We start from the raw sequence: 16,604 nt of genomic DNA, 5'->3' as shown, positions 1-16,604 counted from the left end.
CGGTCGGGCGCCTGCTGCCCGAAGTCGGGTGCGAGCGGGTCCCGCGGCTGCCCGGGCGACGCCGGACCAGCGGGCCGCACCGGGCGGTGGCCGGGGTCCTGGCCGTACTCGTCCGGTCTGCTGTTCTTCGGGTCCATAGGTGAAAGCCCCCAGCTGGCGTTGCGCGCGGTCTGCCTTCCCGGCCTCGCACACCACGCTGTCGCTTCTGGTCCGGTGCCTACCGCACATGGGTTCGTCAATCAGTAGGCGACCGAACCCTAGACCGTAGCCCAGTATCCGTCACCACTCGGGGTACCCGTGCGGCGGGTGCGGCGGGAGTGCCCCCGATAGGCGGAGACGGTCCGCGCGTGGCCGGGCTCGCGGGTGGCCGGCTCGCCGGTCGGTCCGGTTCGCGGATGGCCGGGCGCGTCAGACGCGCGGCAGGCACTCGGCGGCGATGCCGCCCTCGATGGCCAGAATGCGGTGCAGCCGGGTCGCCACCAGGAGGCGCTGCATCTGCGGCGGCACCCCGCGCAGGACCAGCCGGCGTCCGCATCTCCCGGCGCGCCGGTGGACGCCCATGATCACCCCGAGCCCGGTGGCGTCCCACGAGTCGAGTTCGGTCAGGTCCAGCACGAGATCGCCGACACCGTCGTCGACTGCCGAGTGCAGGACCGTACGGGCGTCCGCCGCGCTGCGGACGTCGAGGCGGCCCCCGACGACCAGCTCGACGTGGTCGCCCCTGATATGCATATGCGCTCCCCGAGAGTTCTCGGACTCCGTCACGTCTTTCACGTCTGTCACTGAACTGACTGCCCCGCCGGGAAAGAAGTTGCCGTCCGTAAGCGAACCGATACCGAATTCACCCAACCGGGTGATCGCAGGGGCAAGCTGCCGATTCAGTGCTTGTAGAACCCCTGCCCGCTCTTTCGGCCGATGTCACCCGCGTCGACCATTCGGCGCATCAGCTCCGGCGGAGCGAACTTCTCATCCTGGGATTCTGTGTAGATATTGCCCGTGGCGTGCAGCAGGATGTCGACGCCGGTCAGGTCCGCGGTGGCCAGCGGACCCATGGCGTGGCCGAATCCGAGCTTGCAGGCGGTGTCGATGTCCTCGGCCGTGGCCACGCCGGACTCGTAGAGCTTCGCCGCCTCGACCACGAGCGCGGAGATGAGCCGGGTGGTGACGAAGCCGGCCACGTCCCGGTTGACCACGATGCAGGTCTTGCCGACGGACTCGGCGAACTCCCTTGCGGTGGCGAGGGTTTCGTCGCTCGTCTTGTAGCCGCGGACCAGTTCGCACAACTGCATCATCGGGACGGGCGAGAAGAAGTGCGCGCCGACGACCCGCTCCGGGCGCTCCGTCACCGCCGCGATCTTGGTGATCGGGATCGCCGATGTGTTGGAGGCGAGGACCGTGTCCTCCCGTACGAGCTTGTCCAGGGCGCGGAAGATCTCGTGCTTGACCTCCAGCTTCTCGAACACCGCCTCCACCACGATGTCGGCGTCGGCGGCCGCGTCCAGATCGGTGGTGGTGGTGATCCGCGCGAGCGCGGCATCGGCGTCGTCCGCCGTCAGCTTGCCCTTCGCGACGAACCGCTCGTAGGACGCCTTGATGGTGTCGGCGCCGCGGGTCACGGCCGCATCGGTGACATCGCGCAGAACAACGTCCCAGCCGGCCTGAGCCGACACCTGCGCAATTCCGGAACCCATGAGTCCGGCTCCGATGACAGCGAGCTTCCTGGCCAATTGGCACCCCTTCAACGGCATTCTGCAAACGGCTCTGGGGCGGAGGCTATAGGGAGCGGGCCGCCTTGTGGTGGCTAAGAGATGCGCGTCACGTCCCACATGGCGGACATCACACTCCGGGGCGTCATCCTCAGGCCCTTACTGCGTAGTTGAGCACTTTCTTCCCCTCTGAGCCTCTTCCGCGCCGCCCTGGAGACCCAGGGCCCGCCGGGCGGCTCCGCCGGGTGCGTGCCCTTGTCCGGCACCTCTGCTGAATCGCTCGAACTCTCCTATGGCACTACGCTATAGTGCAGGACGCCATACCAGAGGAGGGCCGGATGTGACTCGATGGGACGTGACGGGAACAACGGTGCTGGCTCTGCTGGCGCAGCGGGCACGCCACCCCTATGAACTGCACAGATTCCTCATTGACACGCACAAGGACTTCGTACCCGGACTGCCGCGCAGCCTGTACCACGCGGTCGAACGGCTGGCACGGGGTGGGCTGGTCGAGCCGGTGGAGAGCAACCGGCAGGGCCGGGCGCCGGAGCGCACGGTGTACGCCATCACCGCCGAGGGACGCCAAGAGCTGACGCATCGCCTGCGGCGCATGCTGGAGCGGCCCGACCGCGACACGACGGTGATGTACGCCGCGCTGTCACTGATCGGGGTGCTCGACGCAGGCGAGGCCGAGCGCTCGCTCCGGACCCGTGCCGCGGATCTGGAGGGAAGGATCGCGGCCGCCGACGCGAGTCTGGCCGGCCTGGATCTGCCACGACTACTGCTGCTGGAAACCGAGTACGCGCGGGCCCTGCACACCGCCGAGCTGGCGTGGCTCCACGAAGTGCTGGCCGACCTGCGCTCGGGCGAGTTGGGCTGGTCCGGCCCCGTCAACGAGAACGACCGAACCGGGAGAGAGCCATGACGGAGACATCACCGGTGGACGAGCTGCTCGACGCGCTCGTCACCGCGTGGAACGCCGGAGACGCCGCCGCTTACGCGGACCTGTTCGTCGAGGACGCCGACTACATCACCTTGTTCGGCCAGAACATGGCCGGGCGTACGACGATCGAGGCGGGGCACCGGGCCCTGTTCGAAGGACCGCTGAAAGGATCTCGTCTGGCGTCGGGCGGGACGGAGCGGAGGATCCGCTTCCTGCGTCCCGATGTCGCCGTCATCGTGACGGGGGGCGACGCCCCGGGAGACGGTACGAGGCAGTCCGTCATCACCCTCACGGCCGTACAGAACGACGGACGGTGGCGGTTCGCCTCGTTCCAGAACACCCCCGTCACATCGCCGCCGGGGGCTCACTCATGAAAAAGCCGCTCGTCCCCGGAGCCGGTGGCTGACCGGGCCCCGTTAGGCTCGGCCTCATGGTCAATCTGACGCGCATCTACACCCGTACCGGCGACAAGGGCACCACCGCGCTCGGCGACATGAGCCGGACCGCCAAGACCGATCTGCGGATCTCCGCGTACGCCGACGCCAACGAGGCCAACGCGGTCATCGGCACCGCCGTCGCGCTCGGCGCTCTGTCCGACGAGGTGGTGAAGGTACTCGTCCGGGTCCAGAACGACCTGTTCGACGTGGGGGCCGACCTGTCCACGCCCGTGGTGGAGAACCCGGAGTACCCGCCGCTGCGGGTGGAGCAGTCGTACATCGACAAGCTGGAGGCCGACTGCGACCGCTTCCTCGACGACCTGGAGAAGCTGCGGAGCTTCATTCTGCCGGGCGGCACACCGGGGGCCGCGCTGCTGCACCAGGCGTGCACGGTGGTACGCAGGGCCGAGCGGTCGACCTGGGCGGCGCTGGAGGTGCACGGCGAGGTGATGAACGCGCTCACCGCGACCTATCTGAACCGGCTGTCCGACCTGCTCTTCATCCTGGCGCGCACCGCGAACAAGGAGATCGGGGATGTGCTGTGGGTCCCGGGCGGCGAGCGGTGAACAGCGGAGCCTGCCTCAAGCCACATTGACTCTCCCCCAGACTCCGTCCGGGGGGACCCCCACCCAGCGAGGCCCCTATTTTCTAAGCCACATTGACTCTCCCCCAGACTCCGTCCGGGGGGACCCCCATCCAGCGAGGCCCTTATTTCCTAAGCCACATTGACCCGCTGGCCCGGGGGGGCTGCTTCCAGCCAGGCGAGGAAGCCGGTCAGGGCGTCCTCGCTCATCGCGAGTTCGAGGCGGACGCCCCGGTGCGAACATCGCAGCACGATCGCGTCGGACAGCAGCGCCAGCTCCTCCTCGCCCTCCGGCGTACGCCGGGACACGACCTCGATGGACTGGCGCTCCAGGGTCCGGCGCGGGCGCGGGGCGTAGGAGAAGACGCGGAACCACATGATGCGGTCGCCGCTGTACCGGGCCACCCCGTACACCCAGCCCTTGCCGGACACGTCCGGTTTCTCCGGCAGGTCCCAGCGGACACTGCAGTCGAACGTGCCCCCGGAACGCTGGATCAGCCGCCGGCGCAGGCCGAAGACGAAGAGTCCCACCGCTACCAGTACGACGACCAGGCCGCACACAAGCAGAGCGAGGATCATCTACACCGACCTCCTCGCCTCATGCCGTAAGGGAACTGGTTCTGCATCGCCTCAGCCGCGACCCGGTCCGGATGGTTCCGGACGGGCCGCGGCTGAGGTCAAATCTCGGTGGGAGGCGTCAGTTCCCCGTCACCGCACGCAGTCGGACGTCGGCGCGTCGCTCGGCGACGGCGTCATCCTCCGACTTCGCGCTCTCCAGCGCACGCTCGGCGCGCTGGACATCGATCTCGTCCGCCAGCTCAGCGATCTCGGCCAGCAGCGAAAGCTTGTTGTCGGCGAACGAGAGGAAACCGCCGTGCACAGCGGCAACGACCGTCCCGCCCTCGCTCGTACGAATGGTCACCGGGCCCGATTCCAGCACACCGAGCAGCGGCTGGTGACCGGGCATGACGCCGATGTCGCCGGACGTGGTGCGCGCGACAACCAGTGTCGCTTCGCCGGACCAGACACTACGGTCCGCCGCGACCAGCTCGACGTGCAGCTCAGCAGCCAAGGGTGGCTCCTCGGGTCACCACCCGGCACTGCTGCCGGGTGTTGGGTCAAAGTCTAATGGGCGTGAGGAGAGGGACGGGACGCGCCCGCCCCTCTCACACGAGTCGGATGACTCACACGAGCCGGTCCGGCTCAGTCACGGGTGAGTGCGACTGAGCCGGTACGACTCAGGAAACGCCGAGCTCCTTGGCGTTGGCCTTGAGGTCCTCGATGCCACCGCACATGAAGAACGCCTGCTCGGGGAAGTGGTCGTAGTCACCGTCGCAGATCGCGTTGAACGCGGTGATCGACTCGTCGAGCGGCACGTCCGAACCGTCCACGCCGGTGAACTGCTTGGCGACGTGGGTGTTCTGCGACAGGAAGCGCTCGACACGACGGGCACGGTGGACAACGAGCTTGTCCTCCTCGCCCAGCTCGTCGATACCGAGGATCGCGATGATGTCCTGGAGATCCTTGTACTTCTGGAGGATCCCCTTGACGCGCATGCCCGCTTCGTAGTGGTCCTTCGCGATGTACCGGGGGTCCAGGATCCGGGACGACGAGTCCAGCGGGTCGACCGCCGGGTAGATGCCCTTCTCCGAGATCGGACGCGACAGCACGGTGACCGCGTCCAGGTGGGCGAAGGTGGCCGCCGGCGCCGGGTCGGTCAGGTCGTCCGCGGGGATGTAGATCGCCTGCATCGAGGTGATCGAGTGACCACGCGTCGAGGTGATGCGCTCCTGCAGCAGACCCATCTCGTCGGCCAGGTTCGGCTGGTAGCCCACCGCGGACGGCATACGGCCGAGCAGCGTGGAGACCTCGGAACCGGCCTGGGTGTAACGGAAGATGTTGTCGATGAAGAAGAGCACGTCCTGCTTCTGCACATCGCGGAAGTACTCCGCCATGGTCAGACCGGCGAGCGCGACACGGAGACGGGTGCCCGGGGGCTCGTCCATCTGGCCGAAGACAAGCGCCGTCTTGTCGATGACGCCGGACTCGGCCATCTCCTCGATGAGGTCGTTGCCCTCACGGGTACGCTCACCGACGCCCGCGAACACCGACACACCGTCGTGGTTGTTGGCGACGCGGTAGATCATTTCCTGGATCAGGACGGTCTTGCCGACACCGGCACCGCCCATCAGGCCGATCTTTCCACCCGTGACGTACGGGGTGAGAAGGTCGATGACCTTGATCCCGGTCTCGAACATCTTGGTCTTCGACTCGAGCTGGTCGAAGGCCGGCGCCTTGCGGTGGATCGGCCAGCGCTCGGTGATCTCCGACTCGGCCTCGGGCTTGTTCAGGATCTCGCCGAGGGTGTTGAACACCTTGCCCTTGGTGATGTCACCGACGGGCACGGTGATGCCGGTGCCGGTGTCCGTGACCGGGGCCTGGCGGACCAGACCGTCGGTGGGCTGCATCGAGATCGCGCGGATCACGCCGTCGCCCAGGTGCTGGGCGACTTCGAGCGTCAGCGTCTTGAGCTTGCCTTCCTCGGCCGGGTCAGCGACCTGGACGGTGAGGGCGTTGTAGATCTCCGGCATCGCGTCGACGGGGAACTCCACGTCGACGACCGGGCCGATGACCCGGGCAACGCGGCCCGTGGCGGCGGCCGTCACGGCGCTTTCGGTAGTCGTCGTCATTTACCTGTCACTCCCCGCGGTCGCGTCGGCCAGGGCGCTCGCGCCACCGACGATCTCGCTGATTTCCTGGGTGATTTCGGCCTGGCGGGCCGCGTTGGCAAGCCGGGTGAGATTCTTGATGAGGTCCCCGGCGTTGTCGGTGGCCGACTTCATCGCACGGCGACGGGCGGCGTGCTCGGAAGCAGCCGACTGAAGCAGTGCGTTATAGACACGGCTCTCGACGTAGCGCGGCAGCAGGGCGTCGAGGACGTCCTCCGCCGACGGCTCGAAGTCGAACAGCGGAAGGATCTCGCCCTTCGCACTGTCCGTGGGTGTACCGCCCTCAGCGGCCTCGTCGAGAGAGAGAGGCAGCATCCGGCTGTCGACCGCGCTCTGCGTGATCATCGACACGAACTCCGTGAAGACGATGTGCAGTTCGTCGACGCCACCCTCGGCCGTCTCCTTCTCGATGGACTCGATCAGGGGTGCGGCGACCCGCTTGGCGTCCGCGTAGGTCGGGCTGTCGGTGAACCCGGTCCACGACTCCACGACCTTGCGCTCGCGGAAGCCGTAGTACGAGACACCCTTGCGGCCGACGATGTACGTGTCGACCTCCTTGCCCTCGCCGCGCAGCCGCTCGGTGAGCCGCTCCGCCGCCTTGATGGCGTTGGAGGAGTACCCGCCGGCCAGACCGCGGTCGCTCGTGATGAGCACGATCGCGGCACGGACCGGGGACTCGGCCTCGGTGGTGAGCGGGTGGTTCGTCGTGGAGCCGGTCGCCACCGCGGTCACCGCGCGGGTGAGCTCGGTCGCGTACGGCATCGATGCCGCCACCTTGCGCTGCGCCTTGACGATGCGCGAGGCGGCGATCATCTCCATCGCCTTGGTGATCTTCTTGGTCGCGGTGACGGATCGGATGCGACGCTTGTAGACCCGGAGCTGGGCTCCCATGAGTCAGGTCCCTTCCGTCGTCACTTGGAGACGTTGACGGCCGGCGCGTCCTCGCCCAGGAGCTGGCCGTCCGAGGTCTCGAACTGCCGCTTGAAGGCGGTGATCGCGTCGGCGATCGAGGTCAGTGTGTCGTCCGACATCTTGCCGCCCTCGGCGATCGAGGTGAGGAGCTCCTTGCGCTCGCGGCGCAGGTACTCCAGCAGCTCGGTCTCGAAGCGGCGGATGTCGTTGACCGGGACGTCGTCCATCTTGCCGGTGGTACCGGCGTAGACGGAGACGACCTGCTCCTCGACGGCCATCGGCTCGTACTGGCCCTGCTTCAGCAGCTCGACCATGCGCTTACCGCGCTCCAGCGACGCCTTCGACGCCGCGTCCAGGTCGGAACCGAAGGCGGCGAACGCCTCCAGCTCGCGGTACTGGGCGAGGTCGACACGGAGCCGGCCGGAGACCTGCTTCATGGCCTTGTGCTGGGCGGAGCCACCGACACGGGAGACCGAGATACCGACGTTCAGCGCGGGCCGCTGGCCGGCGTTGAACAGGTCGGACTCCAGGAAGCACTGGCCGTCGGTGATGGAGATGACGTTGGTCGGGATGAACGCCGACACGTCGTTCGCCTTGGTCTCGACGATCGGGAGACCCGTCATCGAACCGGCGCCCATGTCGTCGGAGAGCTTCGCGCAGCGCTCCAGCAGACGGGAGTGCAGGTAGAAGACGTCGCCCGGGTACGCCTCACGGCCCGGCGGGCGGCGCAGCAGCAGGGACACGGCACGGTAGGCGTCGGCCTGCTTCGAGAGGTCGTCGAAGATGATCAGGACGTGCTTGCCCGCGTACATCCAATGCTGGCCGATGGCCGAACCGGTGTACGGCGCCAGGTACTTGAAGCCGGCCGGGTCGGAAGCCGGAGCAGCGACGATCGTCGTGTACTCCAGGGCGCCCGCCTCCTCCAGCGCACCGCGTACGGACGCGATGGTGGAGCCCTTCTGGCCGATGGCGACGTAGATGCAGCGGACCTGCTTCGACGGGTCGCCGGTGCGCCAGTTGTCGCGCTGGTTGATGATCGTGTCGACAGCCAGCGCGGTCTTGCCGGTCTGCCGGTCGCCGATGATCAGCTGACGCTGGCCGCGGCCGATCGGCACCATGGCGTCGACAGCCTTGTAGCCGGTCTGCATCGGCTCGTGCACGGACTTGCGCACCATGACGCCGGGAGCCTGGAGCTCCAGCGCACGGCGGCCTTCGGTCTCGATGTCGCCGAGGCCGTCGATCGGGTTGCCGAGCGGGTCGACGACGCGGCCGAGGTAGCCCTCGCCGACACCGACCGCGAGCACCTCACCGGTGCGCTGCACCGGCTGGCCCTCCTCGATCCCGTTGAACTCGCCGAGAACGATCGCGCCGATCTCGCGCTCTTCAAGGTTCAGCGCAAGACCGAGCGTGCCGTCCTCGAACTTCAGCAGCTCGTTCGCCATGGCCGAGGGAAGACCCTCGACCTTCGCGATACCGTCGCCGGCCACGCTGACCGTACCGACCTCCTCGCGCGAGGCCGCGTCCGGCTGGTACGACTGGACAAACGTCTCCAGTGCGCCCCGGATCTCCTCCGGCCGGATCGTGAGCTCCGCCATCTGGGTTCCCTGCTCTCCTTGTTGGGCCCGAATCAATTACTTGTCGGCCCAACTCGGGCCGTTATCAGTACTGTTGAGTTGGTGGCTGAGTCAGCCGGTCAGCCGGCCATCCGACGAGTCGCCTCGTCGAGACGGTCAGCGATGGAGCCGTTGATGACTTCGTCGCCGACCCGCACCTGGATCCCGCCGAGGACCGCGGGGTCCACGTCCAGGTTGAGGTGCATACGGCGGCCGTACAGCTTGGCCAGTACGGCGCCGAGGCGCTCCTTCTGGCCGTCGCTCAGCGGCACCGCCGAGGTGATCACAGCGACCGTGCGGTCCCTGCGCTCCGCGGCGAGCCTGGACAGGGACTCGAGTCCCGCTTCCAGGCTACGTCCGCGCGGCTGGGTCACAAGGCGCACGATCAGACGCTCGGTGACCGCGTCGGCCTTGCCGCCGAGCAGGCTGCGCAGCAGCTCGCTCTTGGCGCCGGCCGATGCGGTGCGGTCGGTGAGCGCGGCCCGCAGCTCGGTGCTGGACGTCACGATCCGGCCGAACCGGAACAGCTCGTCCTCCACGTTGTCCAGCGTGCCGGCCTGCTGGGCCGCGGTGAGGTCGGCGGTGGCCGAGAGTTCCTCGACCGTGTCGACCAGGTCGCGGGACTGCGACCAGCGGGACCGGACAAGCCCGGCCACCAGGTCGGCGGTGTCCCCGCTGACCTGACCGCTGAGCAGCCGTCCGGCCAGCTGGGCCTTGGCCTCACCGGCCTGCGACGGGTCGGTGAGGACCCGGCGCAGCGAGACCTCGCGGTCGAGCAGCGCGGTGACGGAGGCCAGCTCGTCGGCGAGCTTCGGCGCGTCGGCCGACGGAGTGTCGGTCAGCGCGTCGAGACGCTCACGTGCGGAGGCCAGTGCCTCGCGGCTCGCGCCGTTCATCGAGCAGCCTCGGCCTTCTCCTCAAGCTCATCGAGGAAACGGTCGACCGTGCGGCTCTGCCGGGCGTGGTCCTCAAGGGACTCGCCGACGAGCTTGCCGGCCAGGTCGGTGGCGAGCTTGCCCACGTCCTGGCGCAGCGACTGCGCGGCCTGCTTGCGGTCGGCCGCGAGCTGGGTGTGACCGGCAGCGATGATTTCCTCACGCTGACGCTGGCCCTCCGCACGCATCTCAGTGATGAGCGCGGCACCCTGCTCCTGCGCCTCCTGGCGCATCCGCGCGGCCTCGTGCCGGGCCTCGGCGAGCTGAGCCTTGTACTGCTCAAGCACGCTCTCGGCCTCGAGCTTGGCGGCGTCCGCCTTCTCCATACCGCCTTCGATGGCCTCGCGGCGCTCGTCCAGAACCTTGTTGATGTTCGGGAGGAGCTTCTTGGCGAGGAAACCGAAGACGATGACAAAGGCGATAAAGCCGATGACGAGCTCAGGGATCGGCGGGATGAGCGGGTTTTCCTGCTCGGCCGCCATGTTGAGCAGCTGGCTCATGTCAGTGCCTTCCGTCTAGTGGGTCCGCTGATCCGAAGATCACTTGCCGTAGACGAACGGCATGACCAGACCGATGAGGGCGAGCGCCTCACAGAAGGCGAAGCCGAGGATCTGGTTGGCGCGGATGAGACCGGCGGCCTCGGGCTGACGCGCCAGGGCCTGGGTGCCGTTACCGAAGATGATGCCGACGCCGACGCCGGGGCCGATGGCGGCGAGGCCGTAACCGATGGAGCCGAGGGAGCCGGACACGGCGGCGGCAAGAGTCTGGGACATGCCAGTTCTTCCTTCTCTTTCACGGACCGGTGGGGGTTGGCCACCGGACGACAGTGGGTCTGAGGTGCAGGACGCTCAGTGGTTCTTGGCGAGCGCGCCCTGGATGTAGGTACACGTCAGGAGCACGAAGACGTACGCCTGAAGGGCCTGGATGAAGAGCTCGAAAGCGGTCATCACAATGGTCATCACGAAGGAGACGCCCGCGTAGGCGAAGCCGATGCCGTTCAGCAGGTACCAGCTGGCGATCGTGAAGAGGAGCAGCAGCGTGTGGCCCGCGAACATGTTCGCGAACAGTCGCACCGCGTGGGTGAAGGGGCGGACCAGCAGGTTCGAGAAGAACTCGATGACCATCGCCAGCGGCAGAACCGCGCCCAGGGACTTGTCGTAGCCGGTGAAGTTCTTGAAGGCGCCGACGAATCCATGTCGCTTGAAAGTAAGCGAGACCCACAGGATGTAGACGATCGCGGCCAGCACTGCCGGGTACGAAATGATCGCCGTCACCGGGAACTGCGCGACCGGAACAATGGACCAGAGGTTCATCATCCAGACGAAGAAGAACAAGGTGACAACCAGCGGGACGTACTTCTCGCCCTCGCGCTTGCCGATCGTCTCGTGCACGATTCCGCGGCGCACGAAGTCGTAGCCGGCCTCGGCGACCATCTGCAGTTTGCCCGGGACAACCTTGGGCTTACGGAACGCGGCCCAGAAGAAGGCGACGATGACAATCGAGCCGAGCAGTGCCAGCAGCATCGTCTTGTTGAAGTACAAGTTGCTGTCCCCGTCGCCCCACAGGGGCTTGAACAGGAACGAGTGCAGGCCGGGAGCCGGGAATCCACAGCCGTCAAAGATGTGGCAGTCGGTCTCGAAGGCGAGCACCTGCGTCGGGTCAGCACTCACCGCGGGCTCCTTCAACATGGCGCATAGGTACGGCAACCTCGTTGTGTCGGCGCGGCGAACAGCCGCGGTTCGGCACTGGACTGGTGTTACGGATGTGGGGGCGGCTGGCAGGCAGTGAGCCTCGCGATGGTGCAGGCGTCAGCTCAGATGCCCGCGCCCGCAGTGCCGCAGTTGGAACCGGACGATAGCAGGATCCAGAACGCCCGCTTATCCCGCCCCTACCCTTCACTTCGACGAACCCGTCTTCTCGGGCTGGCGCCCGTCGGCGGAGTCCGGTTCGACGTAGAGGATCTTGGCCTTCATATATGCCCGCGCCTGAGCCGCGATCCAGACAACCGTCGCCACAACCAGCGTGATGGCAAAAGACTTTGGGTTGAACAAGGTGGTGTTCTTGAACACCGCGACGAAAATGAAGAGCAGCAACAACTGTGCGGTATAGAGCATGAGCCCCATGGCCTGGAACAGGTGCGGCAGGGACTTCGCAGTGCGGTTCAGGACGACAAGTCCGATCCCCATGAAGACCATCACGACCACCGTGCCGATGAGAGCGCCGATCGCCCCCTTGCCACCCGCGACCACACCGCTGACCGCAGCGGCGACAACGCCGGCTGCAGCGGTGGGTACTGCGGTCTGGAGGAGTGTTCGGGCGTCATTGGAGGGCATGGCGGCAGCTCCGCTTCGGGTGGGGGCAGGGTGTCGTCATGGACGAGCGTAGGCCCGGTCCGAGACGGAATCTCGGGCCAAAGAGCCGTCGCACTACGGCCCTTCGGCTTCATCGCCGGGTTTCGTGAACGGTATCACAAACTATTTGATGAGGTCTTTACCATGGGAGTGTGCTGCCCGTCACACATGAGTGGGAACTTGCGCGTCTGTGCATGCGGGCCGTCGTTATGCCTGATATTGGGGCCTGTTGAGCGGAATGCTCAGCGCCAGGTACCGGCCTCACGGCGATCGGGAAGCCCGGATCGGGGACCAATTGCTGTCGCCCCGTTGACGCCTGCGGGAATCGGCTCGCTCTCACTCACGGCAATGAGTGGTGTGGAATCTTCCATTTCACGTGAATTGCCCGACTCGTCGCTTTCTGCCGGAACAGTCGTCTCCGGTTCCACTCCGGGAGCCGGGCGGCGGCTTCTGCGGTAGCGCGGCGGGACAACACCCTGGGCCCACTTCGGGGCGCGCGGGGTGAAGCGCGGCATGAGCAGCAGCGCGAGACCGACCGCGCTCAGCGCCACGACCGCCAGCAGGATCCAGGTGGACGAGGAGCGCACCGAGTAGGCCAGGGCGCCGAAGGCGAACAGGGCCGACCAGAAGTACATGATCAGCACCGCCCTGCTGTGCGAGTGCCCGATCTCCAGGAGCCTGTGGTGCAGATGTCCGCGGTCGGCTGCGAACGGTGACTGGCCGTTCCAGGTACGCCGGACGATCGCGAGCACCAGGTCGGCGAAGGGGACCGCGATGATCGTCAGCGGCATCAGGAGCGGGATGAAGACCGGCAGCATCGCGTGCGTGGCCTCACGCCCGCCGCCCAGGTTGAGACTCATCGCGTCCGGGTCGACCTGGCCGGTGACCGAGATGGCGCCGGCCGCGAGGACGAGGCCGATCATCATCGACCCCGAGTCGCCCATGAAGATCCGGGCCGGATGCATGTTGTGCGGCAGAAAGCCCAGGCACATCCCCATCAGCACCGCGGCGAAGAGGGTCGCCGGGGCGGCGGCCTCGATCCCGTACCCGTACCAGATCCGGTACGTGTACATGAAGAAGGCGGCGGCCGCGATGCAGACCATGCCGGCCGCGAGACCGTCCAGGCCGTCGACGAAGTTCACCGCGTTGATGGTGATCACCACCAGCGCGACGGTCAGCAGGGTGCCCTGCCACTGGGTGAGCGAGACGGTGCCGACACCGGGGATGGGCAGCCACAGGATCGTCAGCCCCTGCATGACCATCACGCCCGCCGCGATCATCTGGCCGCCGAGCTTGATCAGGGCGTCGATCTCGAACTTGTCGTCCAGGACACCGATGATCCAGATCAGCCCGGCCCCGGAGAGCAGCGCGCGCGGTTCGTTCGACAGCGTGAAGACACTGCCGAGGTTCTGCAGATGCGCCGCGACCAGCAGCCCCGCGCAGAGGCCGCCGAACATGGCGATACCGCCGAGCCGCGGCGTCGGTTCTCGGTGTACATCGCGGGCCCGGATCTCCGGCATCGCCCCGGCCATGATGGCGAATTTCCGCACCGGCCCGGTCAGGAGATACGTCACCGCGGCCGTGACGCAGAGCGTCAGCAGGTATTCACGCACGGGCTGCCCCACAGATATCGCTGGCCATCTCAGCCCCACACCTTAGCTTCGGCCTGCATGAGGTAGAGGACACACGGGTAGCTCCGATGGTTGCACGAGTACTGCTCTAGCCCGAATTCGACGGAAACCTCCTGGCGAGTTCACGGACTTCTTCACGGGTCCCCCGCTCTTCACGCAGTGCGGCCGAGAAGAGCCCGGCGATCTCGGCCATCTCCGGCGCCGCCATGCCCTGCGTGGTGACGGCGGCGGTGCCCAGGCGGATGCCCCGCTCGTCACCGTAGGGCAGTGCGCAGGTGTCCAGCACCATCCCGGCCGCCGCCAGCCGGGAGCGGGCGGTCGCCCCGCCGGTCCCCAGGGGCGCGGGGTCGGCGGTGATGAGGTGGGTGTCGGTCCCACCGGTGGTGATGGCGAAGCCCTCGGCGGCCAGCCCGGCGGCGAGCACCCGGGCGTTCTCCACCACCTGGTGCGCGTACGCAGCGAACGCCGGGGCCGCGGCCTCGCCGAAGGCGACCGCCTTGGCCGCGATCGTGTGCATCTGGGCGCCGCCCTGGGTGAAGGGGAAGACGGCCCGGTCGATCCGGTCGGCCAGCTCGTCGCCGCAGAGGATGAGACCGCCACGGGGCCCGCGCAGCACCTTGTGGGTGGTGGCGCAGACCACATCCGCGTACGGCACGGGGCTGGGCGCCGCTCCCCCGGCGATCAGGCCCATCGGGTGGGCGGCGTCCGCGATGAGATAGGCGCCCGCCTCGTCGGCGATCTCCCGGAAGGCCGCGTAGTCCGGGTGGCGGGGATACGAGATGGAGCCGCAGACGATGGCCCTGGGCCGGTGCTGCCGCGCCAGGGCCAGGACCTGGTCGTAGTCGATGAGCCCGCTCTCCGCGTCCACGCCGTACCCGACGAAGTCGAACCAGCGGCCGGAGAAGTTGGCGGGCGAGCCGTGCGTGAGATGGCCGCCGTGCGGAAGTCCCATGGCCAGCACGGTGTCACCGGGCCGCAGAAGGGCCGCGTACGCCGCCAGGACGGCCGATGAGCCCGAGTGCGGCTGGACGTTCGCGTGGTCGGCTCCGAAGAGCGCTGCGGCCCGCTCACAGGCGATCCGCTCGGCGAGATCGGCCAGCTCACAGCCGCCGTGGTAGCGGGCTCCCGGATAGCCCTCGGCGTACTTGTTGGCGAGCGAGGAGCCGAGCGCCGCCAGTACCGCGGGTGAGGTGAAGTTCTCGGCCGCGATCAGCTGGAGCGAGGTGGCCTGCCGCTCGTCCTCGCCGAGGAGCACGTCCGCCATCTCGGGGTCCTGCCTGCGCAGGGCATCGAAACCGGCGGAGTGGGGGCCGGCGGAGTGCGAGCCGGCGGGGTGGGGGGCGGTGGTGGTGACCGGCATCGTGGGCTCCTCGGCGTCCCGTCCAATGTAGGACGGGCCGCGCGGGGGCGCCTGCCGGTGTTCTGCCGTACGGCGCACCGGTCGGCGGCGCCGCGGTGCGTACCGGCGCTCAGTGCGGCGCCGCGACCCCCGTGAGCGCCGTGACCACCGGGTCGAGCGCCTGGTTGATCTCGTCGCCGATCGACCGGAAGAAGGTGATCGGCGCCCCGTACGGGTCGTTCACCTCGTCCGCCTCGACCGTCGGCGCCAGCAGCCACCCCCGGAGCGCGGCGGCGGCCCTGACCAGTGCCCTGGCCCGCTCCACCACACCGTCGTCCAGCGGATCGGGCAGCGTCGCCGGGTCTATGGCCCGCACCAGCCGGGTGAACTCCTTCAGCGTGAAGGTCCGCAGCCCCGCCGAGTGCCCCATCGAGATGACCTGCGCCCGGTGGTCGCGGGTCGCGGTGAGCACCAGATCGGCCCGGATCACGTGGTCGTCGAGCAGTTCGCGGCCGAGGAAGCCCCCGGCGTCCGCGCCGTAGTCCGCGAGCACGGTCGCCGCGTTGGCCTCCATCGGGGCGCCCTCGTGGCCCCAGGTGCCCGCGGACTCCACGATCAGACCGTCGGCGAGCCCGGTGCCCAGCCGGTCCGACAGGGCATGCCGGGTCAGCCGCTCGGTGATCGGCGAGCGGCAGACGTTGCCGGTGCTGACGTGGAGGATCCTGAACGTGCCGCCGGAGGCGGACGCGCCTATGCCACGCCCCTCAGGGGCTGTCAATTGGCCACCTCAAGGTCGGGTACCACCTTGCGCAGTTCCTCGGCGGAGAGCGCACCCGCGCGGAGCAGGACGGGGACCTGGCCGGTGACGTCGACGATCGACGACGGGACGATGCCGGGGGTCGGGCCGCCGTCCAGGTAGACGGAGATGGAGTCGCCGAGCATCTCCTGTGCCGCGTCGCAGTCCTCCGGCGCCGGGTGGCCGGTCAGATTGGCACTGGAGACGGCCATCGGACCGACCTCCGTGAGCAGCTCGATGGCGACCGGGTGCAGCGGCATGCGCACCGCGACGGTCCCCCGGGTGTCCCCGAGGTCCCACTGGAGCGACGGCTGGTGCTTGGCGACGAGCGTCAGCGCGCCCGGCCAGAACGCGTCGACCAGCTCCCACGCCTGCTCGGAGAAGTCCGTGACCAGGCCGTGCAGGGTGTTCGGGGAGCCGATGAGCACGGGGCTGGGCATATTGCGGCCGCGCCCCTTGGCGTCCAGCAGATCGCCCACGCCCTCGGAGCTGAAGGCGTCGGCGCCGATGCCGTACACGGTGTCCGTCGGAAGTACGACGAGCTCGCCGCGGCGGACGGCGGACGCGGCTTCACGCAGACCGGTGGTGCGGTCGGTCGCATCGTTGGTGTCGTATCGCCGTGCCATTTA

19 protein-coding genes are annotated in these 16,604 nt (G+C 68.0%); 3 read left to right on the top strand and 16 right to left on the bottom strand.

Features of this window, described 5'->3' with window-relative positions:
• Positions 1-408 precede the first annotated feature (408 nt).
• On the bottom strand, positions 409-732 hold the full coding sequence (locus tag G3I19_RS16260; RefSeq protein WP_164264323.1) for an STAS domain-containing protein: 324 nt from the start codon (positions 730-732) through the stop codon (positions 409-411).
• Positions 733-878: 146 nt separating this feature from the next.
• On the bottom strand, positions 879-1,727 hold the full coding sequence (locus tag G3I19_RS16255) for a 3-hydroxyacyl-CoA dehydrogenase family protein (RefSeq protein WP_164264322.1): 849 nt from the start codon (positions 1,725-1,727) through the stop codon (positions 879-881).
• 319 nt (positions 1,728-2,046) lie between these two features.
• Here G3I19_RS16255 and G3I19_RS16250 point away from each other — a divergent pair, with 319 nt between their 5' ends.
• From G3I19_RS16250 to G3I19_RS16240, 3 genes are read left to right on the top strand one after another with little or no spacing between them, the layout of a single operon-like run.
• Entirely contained in the window at positions 2,047-2,631 is a 585-nt protein-coding gene (locus G3I19_RS16250) for a PadR family transcriptional regulator (protein WP_203599650.1), read from the top strand.
• Entirely contained in the window at positions 2,628-3,023 is a 396-nt protein-coding gene (locus G3I19_RS16245; protein WP_164264320.1) for an SgcJ/EcaC family oxidoreductase, read from the top strand. Before G3I19_RS16250 ends, G3I19_RS16245 begins: the two co-directional genes overlap by 4 nt.
• Positions 3,024-3,079: 56 nt before the next feature.
• Positions 3,080-3,652, top strand: coding sequence for a cob(I)yrinic acid a,c-diamide adenosyltransferase (locus G3I19_RS16240; protein WP_164264319.1), 573 nt, complete (start codon positions 3,080-3,082; stop codon positions 3,650-3,652).
• A 149-nt stretch (positions 3,653-3,801) separates the two neighbouring features.
• Here G3I19_RS16240 and G3I19_RS16235 read toward each other — a convergent pair whose 3' ends face one another.
• From G3I19_RS16235 to G3I19_RS16170, 14 genes are all read right to left on the bottom strand, one after another.
• Positions 3,802-4,248: a DUF2550 domain-containing protein gene (locus tag G3I19_RS16235; RefSeq protein ID WP_164264318.1), complete on the bottom strand. Its 447-nt coding sequence runs from the start codon at positions 4,246-4,248 to the stop codon at positions 3,802-3,804.
• A gap of 118 nt (positions 4,249-4,366) precedes the next feature.
• A complete protein-coding gene (locus G3I19_RS16230) occupies positions 4,367-4,741 on the bottom strand; it encodes a F0F1 ATP synthase subunit epsilon (protein WP_164264317.1) in 375 nt (124 codons plus the stop codon).
• A gap of 166 nt (positions 4,742-4,907) precedes the next feature.
• Entirely contained in the window at positions 4,908-6,359 is a 1,452-nt protein-coding gene (gene atpD, locus G3I19_RS16225; protein ID WP_164264316.1) for a F0F1 ATP synthase subunit beta, read from the bottom strand.
• Positions 6,360-7,289: a F0F1 ATP synthase subunit gamma gene (locus tag G3I19_RS16220; RefSeq protein ID WP_164264315.1), complete on the bottom strand. Its 930-nt coding sequence runs from the start codon at positions 7,287-7,289 to the stop codon at positions 6,360-6,362.
• Positions 7,290-7,309: 20 nt separating this feature from the next.
• Positions 7,310-8,905 (bottom strand): F0F1 ATP synthase subunit alpha, encoded by a 1,596-nt coding sequence (atpA, locus tag G3I19_RS16215; protein ID WP_164264314.1) that lies wholly within the window; start codon positions 8,903-8,905, stop codon positions 7,310-7,312.
• A gap of 98 nt (positions 8,906-9,003) precedes the next feature.
• Positions 9,004-9,819, bottom strand: coding sequence for a F0F1 ATP synthase subunit delta (locus G3I19_RS16210; protein ID WP_164264313.1), 816 nt, complete (start codon positions 9,817-9,819; stop codon positions 9,004-9,006).
• On the bottom strand, positions 9,816-10,358 hold the full coding sequence (locus G3I19_RS16205; RefSeq protein WP_164264312.1) for a F0F1 ATP synthase subunit B: 543 nt from the start codon (positions 10,356-10,358) through the stop codon (positions 9,816-9,818). The genes G3I19_RS16210 and G3I19_RS16205 overlap by 4 nt, the downstream gene beginning before the upstream one ends.
• A gap of 39 nt (positions 10,359-10,397) precedes the next feature.
• Positions 10,398-10,631: an ATP synthase F0 subunit C gene (atpE, locus tag G3I19_RS16200; RefSeq protein WP_031181218.1), complete on the bottom strand. Its 234-nt coding sequence runs from the start codon at positions 10,629-10,631 to the stop codon at positions 10,398-10,400.
• A 75-nt stretch (positions 10,632-10,706) separates the two neighbouring features.
• Positions 10,707-11,543, bottom strand: a complete 837-nt coding sequence (gene atpB / locus G3I19_RS16195) for a F0F1 ATP synthase subunit A (RefSeq protein WP_164264327.1) — start codon at positions 11,541-11,543, stop codon at positions 10,707-10,709.
• A 210-nt stretch (positions 11,544-11,753) separates the two neighbouring features.
• Positions 11,754-12,191, bottom strand: coding sequence for a hypothetical protein (locus G3I19_RS16190; protein ID WP_164264311.1), 438 nt, complete (start codon positions 12,189-12,191; stop codon positions 11,754-11,756).
• A gap of 260 nt (positions 12,192-12,451) precedes the next feature.
• Positions 12,452-13,822 carry an MraY family glycosyltransferase gene (locus tag G3I19_RS16185; RefSeq protein ID WP_343235123.1) on the bottom strand — a complete coding sequence of 457 codons (1,371 nt, stop codon included), beginning with the start codon at positions 13,820-13,822 and terminating at the stop codon, positions 12,452-12,454.
• 106 nt (positions 13,823-13,928) lie between these two features.
• Positions 13,929-15,200 (bottom strand): serine hydroxymethyltransferase, encoded by a 1,272-nt coding sequence (gene glyA, locus G3I19_RS16180; protein ID WP_164264309.1) that lies wholly within the window; start codon positions 15,198-15,200, stop codon positions 13,929-13,931.
• Positions 15,201-15,309: 109 nt separating this feature from the next.
• Complete coding sequence (locus G3I19_RS16175) at positions 15,310-15,957, bottom strand: protein-tyrosine-phosphatase (protein WP_164264308.1); 648 nt, start codon at positions 15,955-15,957, stop codon at positions 15,310-15,312.
• Positions 15,954-16,601: an L-threonylcarbamoyladenylate synthase gene (locus tag G3I19_RS16170; RefSeq protein ID WP_164264307.1), complete on the bottom strand. Its 648-nt coding sequence runs from the start codon at positions 16,599-16,601 to the stop codon at positions 15,954-15,956. The genes G3I19_RS16175 and G3I19_RS16170 overlap by 4 nt, the downstream gene beginning before the upstream one ends.
• Positions 16,602-16,604: the final 3 nt, after the last annotated feature.

The organism is Streptomyces sp. SID10853, from assembly GCF_010548145.1.
Lineage (GTDB): Bacteria > Actinomycetota > Actinomycetes > Streptomycetales > Streptomycetaceae > Streptomyces.
Note: the sequence above shows the minus strand (reverse complement) of the source record. Positions and strands in the feature narration are given on the sequence as shown.